Source organism: Leifsonia shinshuensis, assembly GCF_013410375.1.
Taxonomy (GTDB): domain Bacteria; phylum Actinomycetota; class Actinomycetes; order Actinomycetales; family Microbacteriaceae; genus Leifsonia; species Leifsonia shinshuensis.
Genome location: NZ_JACCFL010000001.1, coordinates 2,406,535 through 2,430,919, shown reverse-complemented (window position 1 = coordinate 2,430,919; position 24,385 = coordinate 2,406,535). Strand labels below are relative to the sequence as shown.

The 24,385-nt window shown below is 72.1% G+C and carries 20 protein-coding genes and 1 pseudogene; 7 read left to right on the top strand and 14 right to left on the bottom strand.

Going from position 1 to position 24,385, the window contains the following annotated elements; translation table 11 throughout:
• The first annotated feature begins 16 nt into the window (after nt 1-16).
• Together HNR13_RS11735 and rpsT are read left to right on the top strand one after the other, a co-directional pair.
• Nucleotides 17-901, top strand: coding sequence for an NAD-dependent epimerase/dehydratase family protein (locus HNR13_RS11735; protein WP_179605940.1), 885 nt, complete (start codon nt 17-19; stop codon nt 899-901).
• Nucleotides 902-1,074: 173 nt separating this feature from the next.
• Nucleotides 1,075-1,335 (top strand): 30S ribosomal protein S20, encoded by a 261-nt coding sequence (rpsT, locus tag HNR13_RS11730; protein WP_179605938.1) that lies wholly within the window; start codon nt 1,075-1,077, stop codon nt 1,333-1,335.
• Nucleotides 1,336-1,472: 137 nt separating this feature from the next.
• Here the strand turns inward: rpsT and holA are convergent, their stop codons facing one another.
• The 5 genes and pseudogenes from holA to pabB all read right to left on the bottom strand — a co-directional run bounded on the left by holA (nt 1,473) and on the right by pabB (nt 9,980).
• Nucleotides 1,473-2,522, bottom strand: a complete 1,050-nt coding sequence (holA, locus tag HNR13_RS11725; protein ID WP_382312532.1) for a DNA polymerase III subunit delta — start codon at nt 2,520-2,522, stop codon at nt 1,473-1,475.
• 608 nt (nt 2,523-3,130) lie between these two features.
• Nucleotides 3,131-4,420 (bottom strand): annotated as a pseudogene (locus tag HNR13_RS21610) (ComEC/Rec2 family competence protein); the annotation flags it as partial.
• Nucleotides 4,421-5,124: 704 nt separating this feature from the next.
• Complete coding sequence (locus HNR13_RS11715) at nt 5,125-5,769, bottom strand: helix-hairpin-helix domain-containing protein (RefSeq protein ID WP_179605934.1); 645 nt, start codon at nt 5,767-5,769, stop codon at nt 5,125-5,127.
• Between the two features lie 119 nt (nt 5,770-5,888).
• Entirely contained in the window at nt 5,889-8,477 is a 2,589-nt protein-coding gene (leuS, locus tag HNR13_RS11710; RefSeq protein ID WP_179605932.1) for a leucine--tRNA ligase, read from the bottom strand.
• An 84-nt stretch (nt 8,478-8,561) separates the two neighbouring features.
• Nucleotides 8,562-9,980: an aminodeoxychorismate synthase component I gene (gene pabB / locus HNR13_RS11705; protein ID WP_218881220.1), complete on the bottom strand. Its 1,419-nt coding sequence runs from the start codon at nt 9,978-9,980 to the stop codon at nt 8,562-8,564.
• Nucleotides 9,981-10,006: 26 nt separating this feature from the next.
• On the opposite strand from pabB, the gene HNR13_RS11700 reads away from it, so the two are divergent.
• Nucleotides 10,007-10,792, top strand: coding sequence for an aminotransferase class IV (locus HNR13_RS11700; RefSeq protein ID WP_179605930.1), 786 nt, complete (start codon nt 10,007-10,009; stop codon nt 10,790-10,792).
• 96 nt (nt 10,793-10,888) lie between these two features.
• Here HNR13_RS11700 and cydC read toward each other — a convergent pair whose 3' ends face one another.
• The 4 genes from cydC to HNR13_RS11680 are packed head-to-tail and all read right to left on the bottom strand — an operon-like array spanning nt 10,889 to nt 16,807.
• Nucleotides 10,889-12,628, bottom strand: a complete 1,740-nt coding sequence (cydC, locus tag HNR13_RS11695; RefSeq protein ID WP_179605928.1) for a thiol reductant ABC exporter subunit CydC — start codon at nt 12,626-12,628, stop codon at nt 10,889-10,891.
• Entirely contained in the window at nt 12,615-14,348 is a 1,734-nt protein-coding gene (gene cydD, locus HNR13_RS11690; RefSeq protein ID WP_179605926.1) for a thiol reductant ABC exporter subunit CydD, read from the bottom strand. Before cydD ends, cydC begins: the two co-directional genes overlap by 14 nt.
• 1 nt (nt 14,349) lies before the next feature.
• Nucleotides 14,350-15,384, bottom strand: coding sequence for a cytochrome d ubiquinol oxidase subunit II (gene cydB / locus HNR13_RS11685; RefSeq protein WP_179605924.1), 1,035 nt, complete (start codon nt 15,382-15,384; stop codon nt 14,350-14,352).
• 10 nt (nt 15,385-15,394) lie between these two features.
• Nucleotides 15,395-16,807, bottom strand: coding sequence for a cytochrome ubiquinol oxidase subunit I (locus HNR13_RS11680; RefSeq protein ID WP_179605922.1), 1,413 nt, complete (start codon nt 16,805-16,807; stop codon nt 15,395-15,397).
• Nucleotides 16,808-16,902: 95 nt separating this feature from the next.
• Between HNR13_RS11680 and HNR13_RS11675 the strand changes: the two genes are divergently transcribed.
• Genes HNR13_RS11675 through HNR13_RS11665 form a run of 3 tightly spaced genes read left to right on the top strand, consistent with a single transcriptional unit; the run spans nt 16,903 to nt 18,824 of the window.
• A complete protein-coding gene (locus HNR13_RS11675) occupies nt 16,903-17,268 on the top strand; it encodes a BlaI/MecI/CopY family transcriptional regulator (protein ID WP_179605920.1) in 366 nt (121 codons plus the stop codon).
• A gap of 5 nt (nt 17,269-17,273) precedes the next feature.
• Nucleotides 17,274-18,215: a M56 family metallopeptidase gene (locus tag HNR13_RS11670; protein WP_179605918.1), complete on the top strand. Its 942-nt coding sequence runs from the start codon at nt 17,274-17,276 to the stop codon at nt 18,213-18,215.
• Between the two features lie 27 nt (nt 18,216-18,242).
• Nucleotides 18,243-18,824, top strand: a complete 582-nt coding sequence (locus tag HNR13_RS11665; protein ID WP_218881219.1) for a TetR/AcrR family transcriptional regulator — start codon at nt 18,243-18,245, stop codon at nt 18,822-18,824.
• 94 nt (nt 18,825-18,918) lie between these two features.
• On the opposite strand, the gene HNR13_RS11660 is transcribed toward HNR13_RS11665, so the two are convergent.
• From HNR13_RS11660 to HNR13_RS11640, 5 genes are all read right to left on the bottom strand, one after another.
• Nucleotides 18,919-19,860: an ABC transporter substrate-binding protein gene (locus tag HNR13_RS11660; RefSeq protein ID WP_179605916.1), complete on the bottom strand. Its 942-nt coding sequence runs from the start codon at nt 19,858-19,860 to the stop codon at nt 18,919-18,921.
• Nucleotides 19,861-19,923: 63 nt separating this feature from the next.
• Nucleotides 19,924-20,667, bottom strand: a complete 744-nt coding sequence (locus tag HNR13_RS11655; RefSeq protein ID WP_179605914.1) for an ABC transporter permease — start codon at nt 20,665-20,667, stop codon at nt 19,924-19,926.
• Nucleotides 20,664-21,353, bottom strand: a complete 690-nt coding sequence (locus HNR13_RS11650) for an ABC transporter permease subunit (protein WP_179605913.1) — start codon at nt 21,351-21,353, stop codon at nt 20,664-20,666. The genes HNR13_RS11655 and HNR13_RS11650 overlap by 4 nt, the downstream gene beginning before the upstream one ends.
• Entirely contained in the window at nt 21,350-22,240 is an 891-nt protein-coding gene (locus HNR13_RS11645; RefSeq protein WP_179605912.1) for an ABC transporter ATP-binding protein, read from the bottom strand. Before HNR13_RS11645 ends, HNR13_RS11650 begins: the two co-directional genes overlap by 4 nt.
• Before the next feature lie 188 nt (nt 22,241-22,428).
• Nucleotides 22,429-23,088 (bottom strand): TetR family transcriptional regulator, encoded by a 660-nt coding sequence (locus HNR13_RS11640; protein WP_179605911.1) that lies wholly within the window; start codon nt 23,086-23,088, stop codon nt 22,429-22,431.
• Nucleotides 23,089-23,292: 204 nt separating this feature from the next.
• Between HNR13_RS11640 and HNR13_RS11635 the strand changes: the two genes are divergently transcribed.
• Nucleotides 23,293-24,360 (top strand): App1 family protein phosphatidate phosphatase, encoded by a 1,068-nt coding sequence (locus HNR13_RS11635; protein WP_246312750.1) that lies wholly within the window; start codon nt 23,293-23,295, stop codon nt 24,358-24,360.
• The last annotated feature ends 25 nt before the right edge of the window (nt 24,361-24,385 follow it).

The window sequence follows — 24,385 nt, the reverse complement described above, 5'->3', positions numbered from 1 at the left end:
TGCGTTGACTCCTGGCATGACCATTCTCCTGACCGGCGCGACCGGCTACATCGGATCCTCCGTCCTCCCCCGCCTCCTCGAGGAGGGCCACCGCGTCACCGCCCTCGTCCGCGACGAGGCGAAAGCCGAGGCCGTACGGGCCGCGGGCGGGACGGCCGTCGTCGGTGACGCGACCGACGCGGAGCTCGTCACGCGGCTGGCGCGCGAGAGCGACGGCGTCATCCACCTGGCCTCCGGCTCCGACGTCGACCCCGTGTTCATCCCCGCTGTGCTCGACGGCCTCGCCGGCTCAGGCAAGCCGTTCGTGCACACCGGAGGGGTCTGGAGCTACGGCTCGAACGACGACACCGCCGAGGACTCCCCCGTCGCCGCGCCGGCGCTGACCGCGTGGCGCGCGGCGACCGAGGCGCTCGTGCTGGGCGCCGACGGCGTGCGCGGCGCCGTGGTGGTCCCGTCCATCGTCTACGGCCACGGCAAGGGGCTCGCCCGCGTCGTGGTGGACGCGCCGCGCGGAGAGGGCGAGGACGCGCCGCTGCGCCTGATCGGCGACGGCTCGCAGCACTGGGCGACAGTGCACGTGGACGACCTCGCCGCGCTGTACGTCCTCGCCCTGGAGCACGGCGCGGCCGGCTCCGTCTACATCGGCGCGAGCGGCGCCAACCCGACCGTGCGGGAGCTCGGGGAGCTCGCCGCGGCCGCCGCCGGCGCGTCCGGGGTGGAGGCCGAGACCGTCGCGCAGGCCGAGGAGCGGCTGGGCGCCGCCTTCGCGGAGGCGCTCCTTCTCGACCAGCAGGCGCGCGGCACGAAGGCGCGCATCGAGCTCGGCTGGGAGCCCAACGGCCCGGCTCTCGTGGACGAGATCGCGACAGGCAGCTACGCTCCGGAGTTCGCGCGCGGCTGAGCGTCCGGCCCTTCGCGGAAGGCCTCGTGCCCTCGCGTTTTGGCGCAATCGTCGGCCGCTGCTAAAGTTGTTTGTTGGCTTGCGTGTGGGTGTACCCGCACGAACGCCGCGAGGCGCCCTCTCTCGCTGAGCGGCAACATCCGATTACTCACTTCGAACGAAAGTAACCATCCGTGGCAAACATCAAGTCGCAGATCAAGCGCAACAAGACCAACAAGAAGGCGCAGGAGCGCAACAAGGCGGTCAAGAGCGAGCTGAAGACGGCCATCCGCGCCACCCGCGAGGCTGTCGTCGCCGGCGACAAGGAGAAGGCGACCGCGGCGCTGCGTCTCGCCGCCAAGAAGATCGACAAGGCGGCCAGCAAGGGCGTCATCCACAAGAACCAGGCGGCGAACCGCAAGTCGGCCATCGCCAAGCAGGTCGCCGCGCTCTGACACGGTGACCGCTCGCGGGACCTGTCCCGCGCCGCGACGAGCCCCCGCCCCGTACCCACGGGAGCGGGGGCTCGCTGCATGTGTGCGCGGGATGCCGGCTGACCACGGGCAGCGGCGCGTACGCCACGCCGGACCGGTCAGGCGCGGCCGCGGGCGCTGACGATGCGGATCATGCGTTCGAGCGCGAACACCGGGTCGCGGCCGCCGCCCTTGACGTTGGCGTCGGTCTCGGCGAGCACCTCGATGCACCGGCCCAGGCCGTCCTCGGTCCAGCCGGACAGGTCGCGGCGGGCGCGGTCGACCTGCCACGGCGCGAGGCCGAACTGCTGCGCGAGCTGGCCTGAGCCGCCACGGGCGCCGGAGATCTTGGCCATCGTCCGGATCTTGCTCGCGAACGCTGCCACCATCGGCACCGGGTCGGCTCCTGACGCCAGCGCGTGCCGCATCGTCACGAGCGCCTCCCCGTACCGGCCGGCGATCGCCTGGTCGGCGACCTGGAAGGCGTTCGTCTCGACGCGCCCCCCGTAGTACTTGTCGACCGTCGCCTCGGTGATCTGCTCCGCGGAGTCCGACAGCAGCTGCTGGCAGGCGGCGGCGAGCTCAGCGAGGTCGTCGGTGAACGCCGACGTGAGCGCCCGGAGCGCCCCGGGCGCGATCTTGCGGCCCGCGGCGGCGAACTCCGCCTGAGCGAAGTCGTACTTCTCGGTGTCCTTCTTGAGCTCCGCGCAGACGACCTCGATGCCGCCGCCGGTCCCCGCGCGGATCGCGTCGAGGAGCTTCTTGCCGCGCACGCCGCCCGCGTGCCGCAGCACCACGACCGTCCCGTCGGCCGGCGCCGCGAGGTAGTCGAGCATGTCGGAGAGGAACGGGTCGCCGGTCTTCTCGACGGCGTCCACCCGGATCAGCCGCGGCTCCCCGAACAGGGAGGGGCTCGCGAGCGTGAGGAGCTCCCCGGGAGCGTAGTCCGCCGCCGAGAGGTCGCTGACCTCCAGGCTGGGGTCCTCCTGCTTGAGGCGGTCGCGCAGCAGCCGCGTGGCCCGGTCGGCGAGGAAGCCCTCCGTGCCGGACACCAGGACGACCGGCGCGGGCCGGATCTGGTTCCACGCGAGCTGCGGGATGGCGCTCTTCGCGGGCGCACCGCCCGTCCGGCCTCGCGAACCGCCCCTGCTGCTGCTTCGTGTCGCCACGTTCCTCCTCGTCCGTATCCAGGATAGGGGCGACCACCGGCAGCGCCCGCCGCGGCGCCGTCGTCCGGTCGCTCCACCCAGAGCCGCGGGCCGTCCGGCCCCGCGGAGACCAGCAGCAGGCCGGACCGGTCCGTCCGCGCTGACGCGGCGCCCGACCGGTCGAGCAGCTCGAAGGCGCGCGCCGTCGGGTGGCCGTAGCCGTTGTCCGCCCCGACGGACAGCAGGCCGAGGCGGGCGTGGATCGCGTCGTAGAGCGCCTCGCTCTGATCCGCGGAGCCGTGGTGGGCGACCTTGACGACGTCGGTCGCGCCGAGCACCCCGGTGGCCTGGAGCTGCTCCTGCTCGCGTTCGCCCAGGTCGCCGAGGAACAAACCGCTGAGGCCGGTCCCCTCGGTGCGCACGATGAGGCTGCCCGGGTTGCCGCTCAGCGCGGTCTCCCCCGGCGCGACCGACGGCGGCCAGACGATCCGCCAGCGCAGTGCGCCGAGGGCGCCCTCGACGCCGGCGTGGCCCTGCTCGACCGCGATCCCGCCCGCCGTGAGCCGGCCGACGAGCGCGTGGTCGGACGGCCGGTCGGCCTGACCCACGATCGCGCGGTCGGTCCGGCCGAGCACCGCGTCGGCCCCGCCGACGTGATCGATGTCGAAGTGAGTGAGCAGCACCCAGTCGAGCCGCGCGATCCCGAGCGTGTCCAGGCACGCCGCCACGTGCTGGGGATGCCGTCCCACGTCGATGAGCCCGACGTGGGCGCCGTCGCGCAGCAGCAGGGCGTCGCCCTGGCCGACATCGCACGCGGCGTAGACCCAGTCCGCCGGCCGTCCCCAGGAGAGGCCGGCGCCGATCCCGCCGAGCGCCCCGGGGTACACGGTCGCGCCGCCCACGAGGCCCACCGTCGCCGCGGCGGCAACGGACCGCGGGAGCCGCGCGCGCACCGCCAGGAGTGCCACGGCGACGAGCGTCAGCGCGCACAGGGTCACGCCGAGGATCCCGTCCGGCCACGGCAGCGCCGTTCCTGGCAGTCCGGCCGCGAACCGCGCCACCGCCGCGATCCAGGCCGAGGGCAGCCAGGCCACCCACACCACCAGCGCGCCGAGCGTCGGCGCCCAGGTGAGCAGCAGGCAGGCGACGCAGCCCAGCACCGTCGCGACGGGGGCAGCGGGCTCCGCGACCAGGTTGGCCGGCACGCCGAACAGCGGGAGCGTCGGCGTCAGCAGGATCAGGACGGGTTGGCAGGCGAGCTGCGCCGCCAGCGGGACGGCCAGCGCGAACGCGACGCTCCGCGGCAGCCACCTCTCCAGCCGCCGCGCGAGCGGCCGGGCGAGGAGCAAGAGGCCGCCGGTCGCGAGCACGGAGAGCGCGAAGCCGTAGTCCCGGGCCAGCCAGGGATCCCGCACCAGCAGGACGACCACGGCCAGGGCGAGCGCGGGAAGGCCGTCCGCCACCCGACCGCGCGCGAGCCCGACGAGCACGACCGCGGCCATCGTCGCCGCGCGGATCACGCTCGCTCCCGGACCGACCAGCACGACGAACGCCGCGAGCGACGCCCCCGCCACGACGATGCGCCCGCGGCGGCCGACCCCGGCCACGCGCGCGAGCAGGAACACCAGCCCGGTCACCAGGGCGCAGTTGGCCCCGGAGACCGCGGTCAGGTGGCTGAGCGCGCTGAGCTTCATCGCGTCGTCGAGGTCGGCGCCGACATTGGTCTCGTCGCCGATCGCGAGCCCGGGCAGGAGGTCGCCGCCGTCGCCCGGGGTCGCGGAGGCCGCGTCGGCGAACGCGGCGCGGACCGGGGCCGGCCAGGCGAGCCACCAGGGCGGCGCCTCGCGCACCTCGGGCGGCGCCGTGCCGCGGAGCGTGAAGGTCGTCGCCTCTCCGGGCTGGTTGGGGCGGACGCTCATGCTCCCGGCGATCACCGTGCCGAGAGCGTAGGCCCGGACCGAGTGGACGTCGCCGGGGACGATCACCGAGACGGGGACGCCGGCGTGGATGGGACTGCGCAGCTCGCGCGTCGGGCCAGCCGGCCCGGCCGATCCGTCCCCCGGCCCGAGGGCGACCGTGGTCCCGCGCAGCCGCCACCGCTCCACGCCGTCGAGCCCCGCAGCGGAGCGCTTCGGCGGGCTCTCGACCCGGAGTGCGACCTCCACGGTGCCCTGGTGGTCGGACGCCGCCGCGAGCACCGGGTCCGTGCGGCCGGGCGCGAGCACCCCGATCGAGACGGCCCCGAGGGCGACCGCCGCGAGGGAGACCGCTGCGGCCGCCAGGAGCGGAGTCGGCCGGAGCGGTCGGCGTCGGGTCGCGGGAACGGCGCCCCACGCGGCGGCCGTGGCCCCCTGGCTCGTCCACGGGTCGACCCATTCGGACGAGCTGTCCGCATCGGGCCCTCCGTCGCGTCGCGCAGCAGCGGCCCGTCCCTCAGCACCGGACCCACCGGTAGGACGCCCCCGCTCACCATCCCGCGCCACCCACGCCGCCAGCACCAGCACCACGACAGCCCCGACACCGGCGACCCCCGCCACCACGGGCATCGTCTGCGCGAACCCCACCCCGACCCCGCAGCACGCCCACAGCGCCGCCGCCGGGATCGCCAGTCGCAGATCGGGCATCAGACGGTCACCCGGTCCTTGATGCCGTCGAAGAGCTTCTGGCCGATCCCCGTCACCTTGAGGAGGTCCGTCACCGCGCCGAACCGGCCGTTCGACGTCCGCCAGTCGACGATGCGCTGCGCCATCGCCGGGCCGATGCGCGGGAGGGACTCCAGCTGGGCGGTGGAGGCCGTGTTCAGGTCGACCAGGCCGCCGTCGGCGCCGGCGGCACCCGCGCCGTCGGCGCCGTCCGCCACCACGACCTCCCCGATCAGCGGCGCGCGCAGCTGCTCGCCGTCGCGCACCCGGCGGGCGAGGTTCAGCCCGGCCGGGTCGGCGCCCTCGGCGAGGCCGCCGGCGGCCTCCACCGCGTCGACCACCCGGGCGCCCGGCGCCAGCCGGATCAGACCCGGCGTGTTCACCGCGCCGGAGACGTGCACGAACAGCTCCGCCTCCTCCGCTCCGGCGAGGCCGCCGGGCGTCGGGGCGGCGGTCGCCGACCCTGTCGGCGTCACCGGGGCGAGCGGCACCTTCTGCCCGCCGCTGAGCCCCGAGATCAGCGCCGCGATCACGAACGCCGCGACCAGCAGCACGGTCGCCGCTCCGACCCCGACCTTCAGCCGGCGCGACGGCGCCCGTTCCGTCTCCTCGTCCCGATGTCGCATCCCCTCACGCTACGAAGGCGGCACGGGCGGTGACCGCCGGACGCCGGATCGGTGGAGAGACGACGGCGGCGGCCCTCCTGTGGAGGACCGCCGCCGCACAAACGCTGGTAGAGCCGCGCTCAGCCCCGCGTCGCGATGTTGACCAGGCGCGGAGTCCGCACGATCACGTTCACGATCTCACGGTCGCCGACCGAGCGGACCACGGCCTCCGACCCCCGGGCCAGCGCCTCCAGGTCGTCGGTGCTGATCTTGGGCGACACCTCGACACGGTCGCGCACCTTGCCGTCGACCTGGAAGACGGCGGTCACCGACTCCTCGATCAGCAGCGTCGAGTCGGGCTTGCGCCACGGCACCAGCGCCACTGACGGCTCGTAGCCCAGGATCGACCACATGTCCTCCGCCGTGTACGGCGCGAACAGGTTCAGCGCCATCGCGGTGACCTCGGCGGCCTCGCGCACCGCGGCGTCCGCCGGGCCCGCGCTGCCGTCGATCGCCTTGCGGGTCGCGTTGACCAGCTCCATCAGGCGCGCGACCACGACGTTGAACTTGAACGCCTCGACCAGGCCGGGAGCGTCGGCCAGGAACCGGTGCGTCACCCGGCGCAGCGCCTGGTCGCCGGTCTTCCAGACCACGTCGGGCGCGCTCGTGACGTCGTGCGCGACCCGCCAGGCGCGGGCCAGGAACTTGGCGCTGCCCGACGGCGACACGTCCGCCCAGTCGATGTCGTCCTCGGGAGGCCCGGCGAACGACATGGTCAGGCGCACCGCGTCGACGCCGTGCTCGTCCAGCTGCTCGGACAGCTTCACCAGGTTGCCGCGCGACTTGCTCATCGCGGACCCGTCCATCAGCACCATGCCCTGGTTCAGCAGCGCCGTGAACGGCTCGGTGAAGCTGATCGAGCCCAGGTCGAACAGCACCTTGGTGATGAACCGCGCGTACAGCAGGTGCAGGATGGCGTGCGTCACGCCGCCGACGTACTGATCGACGGGCGCCCACTTCTCGGCCTCCTTGGGGTCGAACGCCTGGGTGGGGTCGTTCGGGTTCAGGAAGCGCAGGAAGTACCACGAGCTGTCGACGAAGGTGTCCATCGTGTCGGTGTCGCGCTTGGCCGGGCCGCCGCACTTCGGGCAGGCCACGTTGACCCAGTCGCTCGCCGCGCCCAGCGGGCTGGTGCCCTTGGGCTGCAGGTCCAGGCCCTCGGCGGGCGGCAGCAGCACGGGCAGCTCGGACTCCGGGACCGGGACCTCGCCGCACTCCTCGCAGTGGATGATCGGGATCGGCGTGCCCCAGTAGCGCTGACGCGAGATCAGCCAGTCGCGCAGGCGGAAGTTCTTCGCCGGCGCGCCCAGGCCCGAGCTCTGCAGCGCCTCGGTGACGCGGCGGATCGCGTTCGACTTGCTCAGGCCGTCGAACGGGCCGGAGTTGATCAGCCGGCCCTCGCCGGTCAGCGCGACGCCGGTCTCCGCCGGGTTCTCCAGCGGGGCGTCCTCCGGCAGGATCGGCTCGCCGGTCTCCGGGTCGGTGTGGATGACCGGGATCGCACCGGTGACCGGCTGCGTCGTGTCGACCACGACCCGCACGGGCAGGTCGAAGGCGCGCGCGAAGTCCAGGTCACGCTGGTCGTGCGCCGGCACGGCCATGATCGCGCCGTGGCCGTAGTCGCTCAGCACATAGTCGGCCGCCCAGATCGGGATGCGCTCGCCGGTCAGCGGGTTCACCGCGTGCCGCTCCAGGAACACGCCGGTCTTCTCCCGGTCGGTGCTCAGTCGGTCCATCTCGGTGGTGCCGCGGACGGCCTCCAGGTACTCGTCGAAGCGCTCGCGCACCTCGGGGCGCACGTCGGCGACCAGCTCGGCAGCCAGGTCGGAGTCCGGCGCGACCACCATGAAGGTCACGCCGTACAGCGTGTCGGGACGGGTGGTGTAGACCGTCACCGGCTCCTCGCGGCCCTCGATCGCGAACTGCACGTCGGCGCCGGTGGAGCGGCCGATCCAGTTGCGCTGCATCGACAGCACCTTGGACGGCCAGGCGCCCTCCAGCTGGTTCAGGTCGTCCAGCAGGCGGTCCGCGTAGTCGGTGATGCGGAAGTACCACTGGGTCAGCTTCTTCTTGGTGACCAGGTTGTCGCAGCGCTCGCAGCGGCCGTTCACGACCTGCTCGTTGGCCAGCACCGTCTGGTCGAAGGGACACCAGTTGACCTGGGAGGCCTTGCGGTACGCCAGGCCCTTCTCGTACAGCCGCAGGAACAGCCACTGGTTCCAGCGGTAGTAGTCGGGGTCGCAGGTCTGCAGGACGCGGTCCCAGTCGAAGCTGGGCGCGTAGCGGCGCATCGACGCCTTCTGCTGCGCGATGTTGTCGTAGGTCCAGCCACGCGGGTCCAGCCCGCGCTTGATCGCCGCGTTCTCCGCGGGCAGGCCGAAGGCGTCCCAGCCGATCGGGTGCAGGACGTTGAAGCCCTGGTGCCGCCAGTAGCGGGCGATGACGTCGCCCAGCGCGTACGCCTCGGCGTGGCCCATGTGCAGGTCGCCGGACGGGTAGGGGAACATGTCGAGCACGTACTTGCGCGGGCGCTTGTCATCGGGGTCGGCCGTGGAGAACGGCTTCAGCTCGTCCCAGACCGGGAGCCACTTGTTCTGGATCTCGGTGAAGTCGTAGTGCGCTCCGGCCTCGCGGACCGGTGCGGGTGCTGCATCGTGCTCGTGTGCCACTGGACTCTCTCTCGGATGTCGCCGCGGCCCGGAGGGGCTTCGCGACGAGAAGGCATCGGGCGCGCGGCCCGAGCTTCCAGGTTACTAAACGTTCGAGGGGTCGCGTCCGTTCCCGGGCGGCCGGAGACCGGCGGCCCGGAACAGCGCCGCGGCCTTCACGTGCACCTCGTCGAGCTCCTCGGCGGGGACGGAGAGGGCGGTGATCCCGCCGCCGGCCCCGATCGTGACGGTGCCGTCGCGGAACCGGAGGCTCCGGATCACCATCGCGAGGTCGGCCGAGCCGTCCGCGGCGAGGGAGCCGAAGCAGCCCGAGTACACCCCGCGCGGGCCGGCTTCCAGCCCCGCGAGGATGCGCATGGCGGAGAGCTTGGGCGCGCCGGTCATCGACCCGGCCGGGAAGGCGGCGGCCAGAGCGTCGACGGCGGTCAGCCCCGGCTGCAGCCGGCCCTCGACCGTGCTGACGAGCTGGTGGACCTGCGCGTAGCTCTCCACCTCCAGGAGGTGCCGGACCCCCACGCTGCCGACCTCGCAGACGCGTCCGAGGTCGTTGCGCATGAGGTCCACGATCATGACGTTCTCGGCCTGCTCCTTGTCGCTGGCCTCCAGCTCCGCGCGCAGCCGGAGGTCCTCGGCGAGCGTCGCACCGCGCGGCCGGGTACCCTTGATCGGCTTGGTGCGCACCCGGCCGTCGGGAGTGACCAGGAGGAACTGCTCCGGCGACGAGCTCACCAGCGCCTCGCCGCCGATCCGCAGGAAGCCGGCGTGGTGGGCCGGGCTGTCGCGGCGGAGCCGGAGGTGCACGGCGAGCGGGTCCGCCATGGTCGCCGACGTCGCCGTGTTGGTCAGACACAGCTGGTACGCGTCGCCGGCGCGGATGGAGTCCTGGCAGGCGGCGATCCTGGCGAGGTAGTCGTCGTCGCCGTGCCGCCAGACGGCGGCGGCCTCACCGTCGCGGATGGGGTGCGCGGCCGCGTAGCGGGAGGCCGCCCCGCGGGCGCCCGCGAGCACGTCGACGGCGCGGCGCAGCCAGGCGCCGTCCGGCGTGGCGTCCACCACGGTTGCCGAGCCGTCCGCGTGGTCGAAGACGACGAGCCGGTCGACGAACAGGAAGGCCGCGTCCTGGCCCGGACCTGCGGTGTACGGGACTCCGAGCGCCGCAGCGCCCGCCTCGTAGCCGAGCCAGCCGATCCAGCCCAGCGGGTGCCCGTGGGTGTCGGCGCGCGCTCCCGGCGCGGGTCGCAGGGTGTCGAGGATGCCGCCCGCGGTCGTCCGCCCGTCGACCGTCACCGTGCCCGCCGCGACGGACGCGGTCGCGACGCGCGTCCCCGTGCCCAGGAAGCTGCGGCCGGTCTCCGCCTCCGTCCCGTTGTCGAGCCAGACCGCGTCGCCCTCGGCGAACAGCACAGCGAAGGCGTCCGCGGGGTCGACCGGCGTGTGCAGGCGTTGGGTTCGGGGTGGGAGGCGCACCGCCCCAGTCTGCACCAGGCGGCCGCGTCCGCTCATCGCGCGCCTCGCGTTAGCCTGAACGGATGCAGACGACCGCCACCCTCTATGACTGGTCCGCCGGCGCGCTCGCCGTGCGCGACGACTGCGAGGTCGTGGAGACCGAGCTGCTCGCGGCGGACTCGTTCCTGGTCTCGTCGGGCCGCGCTCTCGCGCTCGGCCTGCACCGGGAGCGCTTCGCGGAGACCGCCCGCGAGCAGGGCTTCCGCGACCGGGCGGAGCTCGACGCGTTCTGGGAGGCGGGCGTCGCCCTGCTGCCGGACGACGAACGCTGGTTCCCGCGGTTCGAGCTGGTGCGGGCGCGGGACGCGTTGCGCCTGCGCTTCCGGCTGCGCACGGCGCCGCCGCTCGGCACGGACCTGGTGGTCGCGACCGCCGCGACCGACCCGCGGCGCGTGCCGCACCTGAAGGGCCCGGACATCGACCGGCTGAACGCACTCCGGCAGAGCGCCCAGCGGGTGGGCGCCCAGGAGGCGGTGCTCTTGGACGACGGACGGGTGGCCGACGGCACGACCACGGCGCTGCTGTGGTGGCGCGGCGGCACGCTGTTCGCTCCGCCGTTCGAGTTGGCCCGGGTGGCCAGCGTGGCCGCGCGGACGGTGCGCGGGATCGCCGCCGCCCTCGGCGTCCCCGTCGAGGAGGAGGCGGTGCGCCCGTCCGAGCTCGACGGCGCTGCTCTCTGGGCCGTCAACGCGCTGCACGGGATCCGCGACGTCACCGTGTGGGTGGACGGCCCGACTCTCGCGCACGACCCGGGCCGCACCGCCGCGTGGCGGTCCCGTTTCGGGGCGCTCGCGCGACCGATCCGCTGACGCGCGCCGGGCCACGCCACCGAGATTCGGCACGAATGTCGCGAATCCGCGCGCCAAACCCCACATTCGGCACGAATGTGGGGAATCTCACGCGCGTCACCCGACGAGGGTGCCGCCCTCCAGACGAATGCGCCGCGTCACGAGCGCGTCGGGGACCGGCGTGTGCGAGATCAGCAGCACCGTGCGACCGTCGGCCGCGGCCGTGCCGAGGATGTCGCGCACGATCCGGTCGGCGACGCCGGCGTCCACGTTCGCGGTCGGCTCGTCGACGACGAGCACCGGGAAGTCCGCCAGCAGCGCGCGCGCCAACGCGATCCGCTGGGCCTGACCGCCCGACACCAGCGCGCCGCGCTCGCCGACGGCGCTGCCGAGGCCGCCGCGCTCGCGCGTCCACTCCCCCAGGCCGACACGATCCAGCACCGCCAGCAGCTCGTCGTCGGTCGCGGTGTCGCGGGCGAACAGCAGGTTCTGCCGGAGGTCGGCGTCGAACAGGTAGGGTCGCTGCTCCACCAGGCCGACCACGCGGCGCACATCGTCCTGGCGCACCCCACGGACGTCGACGCCGTCGATCGTGTAGCGCCCGTCGAGGTCGAGGAACCGGGTCAGCACGTGGGCGAGGGCGGTCTTGCCCGCGCCGGTCGGACCGGTCAGCACGACGCGCTCGCCCGCGGCCAGCCGCAGCCGGAGGTCGTGCAGCACGGGTGCGGCCTCCCCCGGCCAGTGCGCCGTCCGGAGCTCCAGGACCACGTCGGGGACGCCCACCACCGAGAGGGTCGCGGCGTGCGGAGCGTCCACCGGGATGCCCTCGGGGAGCTCTGCCGGGACGGTGTCCGCGATCCGCTCGGCGCTTGCGCGCACCCGCCGCCAGGCGCCGAACGCGAGCGGCAGCGTGCCGAACACCTCGAACACCGCGAGCGGCAGCAGGGCCACCACCGCGAGCGCCGGCCCGTTGAGGCGCCCGGACTCCAGGGCCGGGATGCCGGTCGCCAGTGCCAGGACGGTCGCGATCCCGGCGAGCAGGGAGACCGCGCCGGCCGTGAGCCCGAGCCCGGCCGCGCGGGTGCGGACGGCCGCGGTGAGCCGCGCGCTCGCCCGGCGCACTCGCTCCCTGGCCTCCGGGAGCGCGTCGAAGGCGATCAGCAGGTCCAGGTCCGTGACCAGCTCGTGCAGGGCCGCGGCGAGCTCCGCCCGCAGCGGCGCGATCCGCCGTTCGGCCGAGCCGGACGCCCATCGGTTGACGAGCGTCCCCGCGACGAAGGCGGCGGCGAGCGTCAGCAGCAGGGCGACGCCGGCCGCCGGCAGCAGCAGGAAGGCGGCGACCGCGCTGGCGAGGACCACCACGCCGCCCGCCACCACCGGCTGGACGACGCGGAGCGCGTAGTCGGGCAGCTCGTCCGCGTCGTCGGCGAGGCGCGTGAGCAGTTCGCCGCCGCGGGCGCGGTCGTCGCGCCGGTCGCCCGCGCCGACGCCGTCCGGTCCGAGCGGGATGAGTCGGGCGAACAGGTCGGCGCGGATGTCGCCGAGCCGGCGGAAGGCGGCGTCGTGGCCGGCGAGCCGTTCCAGGTAGCGGAAGAAGGCGCGGCCGAGGGCGAAGGCGCGGACGCCGACGACGGCCATCGAGATGTACATGAGCGCGGGCTGCTCGGCCGCGCGGGTGATGAGCCACGCCGACACCCCGAGGAGGGCGACCGCGCTGCCGCCGCTCAGCGCGCCGAGCGCGATCGCGGCCCACAGCCGACGCGCGGGAGGGAGGGCGAGCCGGAGGATGCGGCGGGTCTGGGCGCTCTCGCTCGTGGTGCGGTCCGTTGTGGCGCGCACGGGGCTAGTGACGGACATCGGAGAGCCCTCCGTTCTGCAGGACACCGGAGCGCTCCAGAACCCCGTCGCGCTCGTGGACCCCCTCGTGCTCCGAGACTCCATCGCGCTCCAGGACCCCGTCGCGCTCCAGGACCCCGCCGAGCTCCAGAACCTCATCGGCGGCCGCCACGACCGCCTCCCGGTGGCTGACCACCAGCACCGCCACCCCCTCCGCCGCGACGGCCCGCAGCGAGGCGACCAACGCCCGCTCGGTGTCCGCGTCGAGAGCCGACGTGGGCTCGTCGAGGATGAGCACGCCGCACGACCGTGCGCGCAGCCGGTACAGAGCGCGCGCGACCGCGACGCGCTGCGCCTGGCCACCGGACAGTCCCGTCCCGCCCGCACCGACGAGGAGGGCGGGATCCAGCTCCGGCGCCGCCGCCGCGCGCAGTGCCTCCGCGACCGGAGCAGTGTCCGGTGCGGTCTCCCCCAGGGCCACATTCTCGGCGATCGTGCCCGCGCGCAGGCCCGGACGCTGGCCGGCCCAGGCGATGGCCTCCCGTCGGCCGGCGGCGTCCGCGCGTCCGCCGGCGGAGATCACGCCGGTGCAGGTCGCGAAGCCGAGCGCCGCCGCCACCAGACTGGACTTGCCCGCGCCGCTCGGCGCGCTCAGCGCCGCGAGCGTCCCCGGCCGCACCGCGCCCGAGAACGGTCCGACCACGGGGATCCCGTCGTAGCTCACGACCACCTCGGAGAACACCAGGCCGTCCCCGTCCGCGGCGGCCGCGGCCTCCGGCACGGCGTCCTGCGCGGCGTCGAGCACCTCGAACGCCTTCGCCGCGGCCTCCATGCCCTCCGTCGCCGCGTGGTAGCTCGCCCCGACGTTGCGGAGCGGGAGGAACGCCTCCGGCGCGAGCAGGAGCACGAACAGGCCGACGGAGAGGTCGAGCGAGCCGCCGAGCAGGCGGAGGCCGATCGCCACGGCGATGAGCGCGACCGACAGGCTGGCCGCCAGCTCGAGCACGAACCCGGAGAGGAACGACATCCGGAGCACCGTCATCGTGCGCGCCCGGTACTCCTCGCTCACCCGCCGGATGCGCGCCTCCTGCCGGTGCTGCCGGCCGAACAGCGTGAGCGTCGGCAGCCCGGCGACCACGTCGAGGAAGCCGCGTGACAGCGTGGACAGCGCCGCCCACTGCTTCTTCTGCGCGGCCTGCGTCGCCCAGCCCACGAGCACCATGAAGACCGGGATGAGCGGGAGGGTGAGGACGAGGATGATGCCGCTGGTGAGGTCCTGCCAGCCGATCACCAGCACGAGCAACGGCATGGCCACCGCGGTCCCGATGAGTTGCGGCAGGTATTTGGCGAAGTAGCCGTCGAGCGCGTCCATCCCTCGCCCGGCGACCAGAGTCAGGTCGGCGCTGCTGCGCCCGGCGAGCCCCTGCGGCCCGAGGCGGCCGAAGGCGTCCACGAGCTGCTCCCGCAGCTGCGCTACGACGGTGGCCCCGCCGCGCGCCGACACCGCCTCCGCCAGCCAGAGCAGCACACCCCTCGCGACCACCACGAGCACCAGCCAGGCGAACAGCGCGGACAGCTCGGGGAACGGCGCCCCCGCGATCGCGCGCACGACCAGCCGGGTGACCAGCCAGGCGAACGCGACGACCGCCGCGGTCTGCAGCACCGTGACGAGGGCGCCGGTCGCCAGCGTGACGCGCGTCGCGCCCGCGTAGCGGAGGAGTCGGGGGTCGAGCGGGCGCACGTCAGGCGGCCACCGGTTCGGGATCGGCGGGCTCGGCCGGCTCCGCCGGGATCTGCGAGCGCGAGACCCGCTTGCGGAAGACCCAGTACGTGAACGCCTGGTACGCCAGGATCAGCGGCAGGAAGATCACCGCGACCCAGGTCATGATCGTCAGCGTGGTCTCCGTGCTGGAGGCGTTGGCGATGGTCAGGCTGTTCTCGGGGTGCGGAACCGACGGCATCACGTTCGGGAACAGCGCGGAGAACAGCGACACCACGGCCAGCGCGATCGTGACCGCCATGAACGCGAACGACCAGCCCTCCGCCCCGCGGAGGTTCAGGATCCACGAGACGATCAGCGCGACCGCGGCCAGCGCGGCCAGGACCAGCAGCGCCACCGAGAAGTGCGCGATGACGGTCCAGGTGAGGAACGCGGCGGCCACCACGATGGTGAGGATGCCGGAGCGGACCGCCAGCCGACGCGCCCGCACCCGGATGTCGCCCTCCGCCTTGAGCGAGACGAAGACGACGCCGTGGGTGAAGAACAGCAGCAGGGTGGTCAGTCCGCCGAGCAGTGCGTAGCCGTTCAGGAGGTCGAACAGCGTCCCGGTGTAGTTGTGGCCGTGGTCGAGGGCCACGCCCTGCACGATGTTCGCGAAGGCGACCCCCCAGAGCAGCGCGGGCACGGCCGAGCCGACCACGATCATCCCGTCGAACCAGCGCTTCCACTGCGACTCGGGCCGCTGGTGCCGGTACTCGAACGACACCCCGCGCAGGATGAGCGCGATCAGGATCAGCAGCAGCGCGAGGTAGAAACCGCTGAACAGGGTCGCGTACCACTCCGGGAACGCGGCGAAGAGCGCGGCGCCGCCGACGATCAGCCAGGTCTCGTTGAGGTCCCAGACCGGGCCGATGGTGTTGATGAGCACGCGGCGATCCGTCTCGTCCCTGCCGAGGAACGGCAGCGACATCCCGACGCCGAAGTCGAACCCGTCGAGCACGAAGTAGCCGATGAAGAAGAAGGCGATGATGCCGAACCAGAGGACTGCGAGATCCATGTCGATGCTCCTAGTAGACCGTGGCGACCGGGACGTGCTTGCCCTCGTCGTCGAGGTGGTCCTCGGCGGGGGCCGGTCCCTTCTGGGCCGCGCGTTTGATGAGCTTGAACTCGACCACGGCCAGCGTGCCGTAGATCGCGGTGAAGGCGATCAGCGAGATCAGGACCTCCAGTCCGGTGGTACCGGGTGAGACGCCGTCCTGCGTCTTCATCAGGCTGAACACGATCCAGGGCTGCCGGCCCATCTCGGTGAAGATCCAGCCCACGATCATCGCGCCCAGGGACAGCGGGAACGCCCAGATGGCGACCTTCCACATCCACGCCCACGGCGGCGTCCGGCCCTTTCGGGTGAACCAGAGACCGACGACGGCGACCAGGACGTGCAGCAGGCCGAGGCCGATCATCCAGCGGAACGCCCAGTAGGTGACCCAGATGATCGGGGTGTAGTCGCCGGGGCCGAACAGCTCCTGGTAGTGGGCGTTGAGGTCGTTGATGCCCTCCACCGTGCCGTCGAGCGAGTGCGTCGACAGGAACGACAGCAGGTACGGCACCCGGATGGAGAACAGCTCGTGGACGCCGTCCGGCGTGCCCAGCGTGAAGATCGAGAACGACGCGTCCGCGCCCGTGGAGGTCTTGTAGAGCGCCTCCGCCGCGGCCATCTTCATCGGCTGCGTCTGCACCATCGCGAGCCCCAGCTGGTCGCCGCTGAACACGCTGCCGATCCCGGCGACCACCATCATCCAGAGCCCGAACTTCAGGGCAGGGCGCATGGTCTCCAGGTTGCGGTTGCGGGAGAGGTGCCAGGCGGCCACCGAGATGAGGAGGCCGGCCGAGACCATGAAGCAGCCGAAGATGGTGTGCGGGAACGCGGCCAGCGCGACCTTGTTGGTCAGCACGGCCCACAGGTCGGTGAGCTCCGCCCGGCCGCGCGCGTGGTTCAGCGTGTAGCCGACCGGGTTCTGCATGAACGCGTTGGCGGCGAGGATGAAGTAGGCCGAGAGGATCGTGCCGGCCGCGGTGATCCAGATGCAGGCGAGATGGATGCCGCGCGGCAGCTTGTCCCAGCCGAAGATCCAGAGCCCGATGAAGGTGGCCTCCAGGAAGAACGCGAGCAGGCCCTCCAGCGCGAGCGGGGCACCGAAGATGTCGCCGACGAACCGGGAGTAGTTCGACCAGTTCATGCCGAATTGGAACTCCTGCACGATGCCGGTGACGACGCCCATCGCGAAGTTGATCAGGAAGAGCTTGCCGAAGAAGTGCGTGAGCTGGAGGTAGTGGACCTTGCCGCTGCGGTACCACGCGGTCTGGAAGATCGCGACGACCGTGACCAGGCCGATGGTGAGCGGAACGAACAGGAAGTGGTAAATCGTCGTCAGTCCGAACTGCCAGCGCGCCAGCAGTAGCGGATCGAGGATCTCGTTCACGCAGCCCACCTTTCCGGTCGTTGTTCTACACCTTGTAGAAGACTACTTCTACAGAGTGTAGAACATTCACAGCCTCGTCGCGCTACTCTGGATCCGTGGCGAATCTCGGAGAACTCGAACGGGCGGTGATGGACGCCCTCTGGTCGGGCGACGCCCCGATCACCGCCAACGAATTGCGCGACAAGCTAGCGGCCACCCGCGACGACGGCAAGACCCCTGCGCTCACCACCGTGCTCACCGTGCTCTCCCGCCTCGAGCAGAAGGGGTTCGTCGACCGCGACCGCGACGCGCGCCCCCACCTCTACTTCGCCACCCTGAGCCGGGCGAACCACGTCGCCGACCTGATGCGCGAAGTCCTGGAGACCTCCACCGACCGCACGGAGGCCCTCGCGTACTTCGTCGGCTCGGTCGACGAGTCGGAGGCCGCGATGCTGCGCCGGCTCCTCGACGCCCGCAGCTGACCGGGATGCCCGTCGACTCGACCGCCATCCTCCTCGGCGTCCTGGCGGTCGCCCTCGCCTGGCCGGTGCCGCTGCTGCTGGCGCGCGCGAAATGGCCGCCCGCCGCCCCGGCGCTCGCCCTGGCGCTCTGGCAGTCCATCGCGCTCGCCGGCGGCATCTCGATGATCGGCTCGCTGCTGCTCGCCGGCCTGCAGCCGTTCGGGTACGACCTCGCGAGCCGGATCTCCGGAGCGGCCGCCACCCTGTTCAGCGGGCCGCTCCCGGCCGGCGTCTCGCTGCTGCACACGTTCTTCCTCAGCGCCGCCGTCCTGCTGACCGCGCACCTGCTGCTGAACCTCGCCCTCACCTCGGTGCGCAGCCGCCGCCAGCGCCACCGCCACATGGAGCTGCTGCGGCTGCTGAGCTCGCCGCTGCCCGACGAGCCGGCGACGCGCATCATCGACCACCCCGCCCCCGCCGCGTACTGCCTGCCCGGCGCCCGGAGTGTGACCGTGCTGTCCGAGGGGATGATCGAGCTGCTCACCACCGAGCAGCTGGACGCCGTCATCGCCCACGAGCGCGCGCACCTGCGCCAGAAGCACCACCTCCTGCTCGACGCGTTCCGCTCCTGGAAGCGCGCCCTGCCGTGGTTCCCGATCGCCACCCGCGCGCAAGACGCCGTGGCCCTGCTGGTGGAGATGCTCGCCGACGACACCGCCCGGCGGGCCTCCGGCGACCCGGTGCTGGCGGACGCCATCCGGATCGTGGACTCCACGGGCTCGGCCGGGACGGCGCTCGGCGCCCCGAAGGACCCGCGCACGCCCGAGCAGCGCCGCTCCGCCCTGATCGCCCGCGAGGAGCGTCTCACCACCGGCCACCGCACGGTCGGGACCGGCGTGCGGCTCCTGGTGGTCACGGCGACCGCGCTGCTGGTCGTGGTGCCGCCGGTGCTGGTCCTGACGAGCTGACCGGCTGCCGCCCACTAGCCTGGAGCCATGCCGGAACGACGCGGATACGCCAAGGGGATCGCCAAGCGCGAGGAGATCCTCGCGCGCGCCCTGGAGGTGTTCGCCGAGAAGGGCTACCGCAAGGCGTCCCTGCGCGAGATCGCCGACTCCGTCGGGCTCAGCCAGGCCGGCCTGCTGCACCACTTCTCCTCCAAGGAGGAGCTGTTCGCCGAGGTCCTGCGCAAGCGGGACGAGGTCGACTCCGCGGCCGGCGACCTCGGCGCGGATTGGTCGGGCGCGTTCGACGGCCTGGTGGGCATCGTGCGGCACAACGCGGAGGTGCCCGGGCTCGTGCAGCTGTACGCGACGATCTCGGCGGAGGCGGCGGACCCCGACCATCCCGGCCACGACTACTTCGTGAACCGCTACGCGCTGATCGTCGGCGGCCTGGAGCAGTACATCCGCTCGGAGCAGGCCGCCGGCCGGGTGCGCGCCGGGGTGGACCCGCGGACGCTCGCCCGCCTCGCGGTGGCGGTCGCGGACGGCATGCAGGTGCAGTGGATGCTCGACCCGAGCGCCGACATGGCCGACGCGATCGAGGCGTTCTGGTCGCTCATCCGCACGGAATAGGGCCTGAGAAGACGGATGCGGCGGCCCGGTCGCCCGAGCCGCCGCACGCGGTGTCCTGGAGAGGTCGCCCTCCCCGAGGGATGTCACCCCACCGTCACACCTTGATCGGGTGCTCCTGCAGCCACTTCTGGGCCACGGCGTCCGGCTGGGTCTTGCTGGCGCCCTGGTTCTCGCTGTTCATGGTGATGAGGTCGTCGGTGGTGAGCTCGGCCGAGACCTTGTTGAGCACCGACTTGACCTTGTCCGAGGCCTTCTTGCTGTTGATCAGCGGCACGATGTTCTGCGCCGCGATCAGGTTCTTCGGGTCCTTCAGCACGACGAACCCGTTGTCCTTGATGGCCGGGGTGGTGGTGTAGATGTCGGCCAGCTGCACGCTGCCGTTCTTGAGCGCGGCGACAGTGAGCGGGCCGCCCGAGTCGCTGATCGGGGTGAGCGTCGCTGTCACGCCGTAGGCCGACTTGAGCCCGGGGATGCCGTAGGGCCGGGTGGCGAACTCGGGGTTCGCGCCGACGGTCAGCGGCACGGTGACCTTCTTGAGGTCCTCCAGACTGGTCACGCCGTACTTGTCGGAGAACTCCTTGGTGACGTTGTAGGCGTCGGCGTCCTGCGCCTTGGCCTGGTCGAGCACCTCGAAGCCCTTCGGCAGCGCGTCGTTCAGCGCGGCGTAGACGTCCGCGCTGGACGAGGCCGTGCTGGTCTTGTTGTAGAACTGCAGCAGGTTGCCGGAGTACTCCGGGACGAGGTCGATCGAGCCGTCCTGCAGCGCCTTGAGGTACACGTCGCGCTGGCCGATGCTCGGCTTGTAGCTGACCTTGACGCCGTTGGCCGCGAGGGCCTGGCCGTAGATCTGCATCAGGATCTCGTTCTCGCCGAACGCGGCAGACCCGACGGTGATGGTGTCGCTCGAGGAGCCGCCGCCACTGCCGCTGGTGCTGCTATTGAACGCGCCGCCGCCGGACGAGCACGCGCTGAGGGCGATGAGCGCCCCCGCGGCGAGCACACCGGCCGCGATGCGGCCCTTCGTGGATCCGAACATGTGATTCTCTCTCTTCTGTGTGCGATGGGACTCTGTGGGTCGGGACGCCCCGGTCCGGGGCGGTCAGGGAATGGGCTGACGCCCGGGGACAGTGATGCCGAACGCGCGCCACGGGTCCTTGGCCCGGTCGGCGCGGACCTTCCCCGCGGCGACGCCGCGCGGGACGACGAGCTTCTGTGTGAGCGCGAACAGGCCGTCGACCACGAGGGCGAGCACGATGACGATGATCGAGCCGCCGAGCATCTCGGGGTAGTTCTGGACGGCGAGTCCGTCGAACAGGAACCGGCCGAGCCCGCCGACCGGAAGGATCGCCGCGACCGTCCAGGTCGCGATCACCTGCAGCGCCCCGGAACGGACGCCGCCGATGACGAGCGGCAGCGAGAGCGGCAGCTCGACCTTGGTGAAGACCTGCCACTCGGTCATCCCGACCGCGCGGGCCGCGTCGATGGTGCTGCGGTTCACCGACTCGAGTCCCGAGTAGGCGCCGGCCAGCAGGGGCGGGATGGCGAGGATGGTCAGCGCGATCAGCGGCGGCATCAGCGTGATGTTCGTCGTGATCAGCGCCAGGTAGACCACCAGGCCGAGGGTCGGAAGCGCGCGCAGGGCTCCGGAGACGCCCACCGCCAGCCCGCGGAACCGGCCGGTGTGCCCGATGGCGAAGCCGATCGGGAGCGCGATCGCGCCGGCGAGCAGCAGCGTCAGCAGCGTGTAGACGATGTGCTCCCCGGTGCGTGCGGGAATGCCGCCGGGACCCGCCCAGTTCACGGGGTCGAAGAGCCAGCCGAAGGCCGCCACGAAATCGGTCATGCTCCGGTCACCGCCTTCATCGCCGCCGAGCGGCGGAGCCGCCTTGTGCTCTTGTCGAGCCGGGACCACGGCAGCAGCAGGCGGCCGAGCAGCACGAGCACGAGGTCGAACACGAGGGCCACGACCATGATGAGGATGATGCCGACGGCGACCTCCTCGGGGTAGTAGCGGTTGAGGCCGTCCGTGAACAGCTGACCGAGGTTCGGGACGCCGAGCAGAGCCCCGACGCTCACCAGGCTCACGGTCGACACCGAGACGACACGGAGGCCGGCCAGCAGGACCGGCCCGGCGAGCGGCAGCTCGACCGTCCAGAACCGGCGCCAGGCCGAGAACCCGATGGCGGTAGCCGACTGGACGACGTCACCGGGCACCGAAGCGAGCGCGTCGGCCGTCGTGCGCACCATCAGCGCGACCGCGTAGATGGTCAGCGCCACGACCACGTTCACCGGGTCGAGGATCTTCGTGCCGATCAGGGCGGGCATGGCGAAGAACAGCGGCAGCGACGGGATCGCGTAGAGGATGCCACCGAGCGTCAGCAGCACCGGGCGGCTGACCCGGGAGCGGTTCGCGAGCCAGCCGATCGGGAGCGACAGCAAGAAGCCGACGACGATCGGGATGGCGCTCAACCACACGTGGGAGACCGTGAGATTCCAGACCTGGCCGAGGTTCGACCACAAGAAGCTCACGTCGGGTCCTCACCCTGCGCCGTAGCACCCGCGACCGAGACGGTCGCGGCCTTTGCTTCAACGGAAGCGGAGTCGTCCGCGCTGAGCACACCGGCGGTGCGCCCTTCGCTGTCGACCAGCACGGAGCCGGTCGGCGTGCGCTCGATGTGGAGCGCGCGCTTCCCCCGGTCGGCGCCCACGAACGACGCGACGAAGTCGTCGGCCGGCCGGGCCAGGATCTCGGCGGGCGTGCCCTTCTGGGCCACGATGCCGCCCTTGCGGAAGATCACGACCTGGTCCCCCAGCCGGAACGCCTCGTCGATGTCGTGCGTCACGAACAGCACGGTCTTGCCGAGCTCGCGCTGCAGGCGCAGCAGCTCGTTCTGGAGGTCGTCGCGCACGATCGGGTCGACGGCGCCGAACGGCTCGTCCATCAGGAGGATGTTGGGGTCGACCGCGAGCCCGCGAGCGACGCCGACGCGCTGCTGCTGGCCGCCGGAGAGCTGGCTGGGGTACTTGTCCGCGAGCGACCGCTCCAGCCCGACCGTGTCCATCAGCTCCAGCGCGCGCTCGTGCGCGGCCGTGCGCTTCACGCCTGTGAGCAGCGGGACGGTCGCGATGTTGTCGACGACCTTGCGGTGCGGCAGCAGCCCAGAGTTCTGCATGACGTAGCCGATCCGGCGGCGCAGGTGCACCGGCTTCAGGGTCTGCACGTCCTCGCCGTCGATCGAGACGGTGCCGCTGGTCGGGTCGACCATCCGATTGACCATGCGCAGGATCGTGGTCTTGCCACTGCCGGAAGAGCCGACCAGCACGGTGATCTTGCGGGACGGGATCACCAGGGAGAAGTCGTCGACCGCGACGGTCCCGTCCGGGAACCGTTTCGTGACGGAGCTGAACTCGATCATCGATCCTCAGCTCTCGGTCGGCGGAACGGGGCGGTCTCACATATCGGGGCCATCGAATCTACCCAAACAGCGTTTTGCACAATGCGCAATGAATTGAGTCGGTTTGTGGCAAGAAACCCAGCCTCCGAAACAACCCCAGACACCATGAGACAACCCTGTCCCATACCGCCGACATTCCCCGGAGAGCCTCAGCTCTTCGGGTCGTACCGCCGCTCCAGGTACTCGCGGGCCACGACGCGCGCCTCTTCGATGAAGCGCGGGTCGCCCATCGGGTCGTCGAGGAAAGCCCGGTTGATCAGGCCGTCCATGATCTCCACCACGATCTCGAGCCGGAAGGCCAGGTCCTCGCCCGCGGGCAGGCCGTACTCCTCCGACAGGATCGCGGCGAACTGCGACGCGAACGACACGGTCTGCTCCGGCTCCTCCTCGCCGGGGAGGCCCGAGCGCTCCGCATCGGTGAAGCGGATGATCCGGAAGCCCGGCTCCGTGCGGAACATCGCCACGAACGCGTCGATCGCGCACTCCACCGCGTTCCACCAGTGCGCCGGGCTCTCGGCGTGGATCGCCGCGACCACCGAGTGCCGGTAGCGTAGCAGCGCACGGTCGCGCAGCGCCTGCAGCAGGACGATGCGGTCGGGGAAGTAGCGATAGACCGTGCCGATGGACGCGCCGGCGCGCTCGGCGACCATCGCTGTGGTCAGCCGGTCGAATCCGATCTCGTCGACCACCTCCGCAGCGGCGTCGAGGAGGGCGTCGATCCGCGCAGCGCTGCGCTCCTGGATCGGCTCCGTCCGGACGAGCGGCGCTCCTGTGGTGTTCTGTGCGGCGACCAGGTCGTTGATGGGCACGAGGGCGACTCCTTCTTTCTGTTCTCCACGATACGCGTGCGGGTCCCCAGCCCGGCGACGGCATCTTCCATCGCTCTCATCGGATCATATTGTGGAAACCTCACCTTTGCTCGGGAAATGCCTCAGACACACCGAAGAATCCTCACCCCAGATCTGGGGGCTGCGTCTGAGCGAACCTTCACTCCGTGAGAAACTGGTACCTCTATGACTGCAACCCCAGCCAAGCGGAGCGCGAGCGTCGAGCCGATCATGCACCGCGCAGCGCGTGTCGAGGACGCGTTCCACGAGTTCCGCGCCCGCCGGGCGCGCAAGCACGGCTTCCTCGCCACCGTCGTGCCGTACACCGGCTACGGCTCGCCGACCTGGGTGCGCATCCTCGGCCGGGTCCTGCTGGCCAAGGAGCCGCGACCGGGCAGCCGCGCCGAGCGCAAGCACCGCAGGCGCGAGGAGTCGATCCGCGGCTGGCGCTCGTTCATCAGCGTGCCCGTCGGCGACGTCGAGGTCACGGTCCAGATCGACGGCGCGCACCACGTGGTCAAGCCGGACCGCGGCGGCGTCATCGACACCGTGCTCCCGGTGCAGCTCAAGCCCGGCTGGCACACGGTGAAGCTCACGACGCCGGAGTCCGCGCGCGTGTTCGAGGCGCCGGTCTACATCGTCGACCCCAAGGCCACCTTCGGAATCATCTCCGATGTGGACGACACCGTCATGGTCACCGCGCTCCCCCGGCCCCTGCTCGCCGCGTGGAACACGTTCGTCCTGGACGAGCACGCCCGGGTCCCCACGCCGGGAATGGCGGTGCTGCTCGAACGGCTCGCTGCCGCGCATCCCGGCGCCCCGGTGATCTACCTCTCGACGGGCGCTTGGAACGTCGCGCCGACGCTCACCCGCTTCCTCTCGCGCAACCTGTTCCCCGCGGGCCCCCTGCTGCTGACCGACTGGGGGCCCACCCACGACCGGTTCTTCCGCTCCGGCCGCGAGCACAAGCGCACCAGCCTGGCGCGGCTGGCCGAGGAGTTCCCCGGCCTCAAGTGGCTGCTGATCGGCGACGACGGGCAGCACGACGAGGTTCTCTACGGCGAGTTCACGACCGAGCACCCGGACAACGTGGCCGGGGTCGCCATCCGGCAGCTCTCCAACAGCGAGGCGGTGCTGGCCGGCGGCCGCTCGAAGGCCGAGAAGCACAGCGAGATCTCCGGCGCGCCGTGGATGTACGCCCCGGACGGCGCGGGCCTCAGCGACCAGCTGAAGGAGCACAGGCTCCTCCCCTGAGTCGCCTCGTGTCGGACGCCTGGGC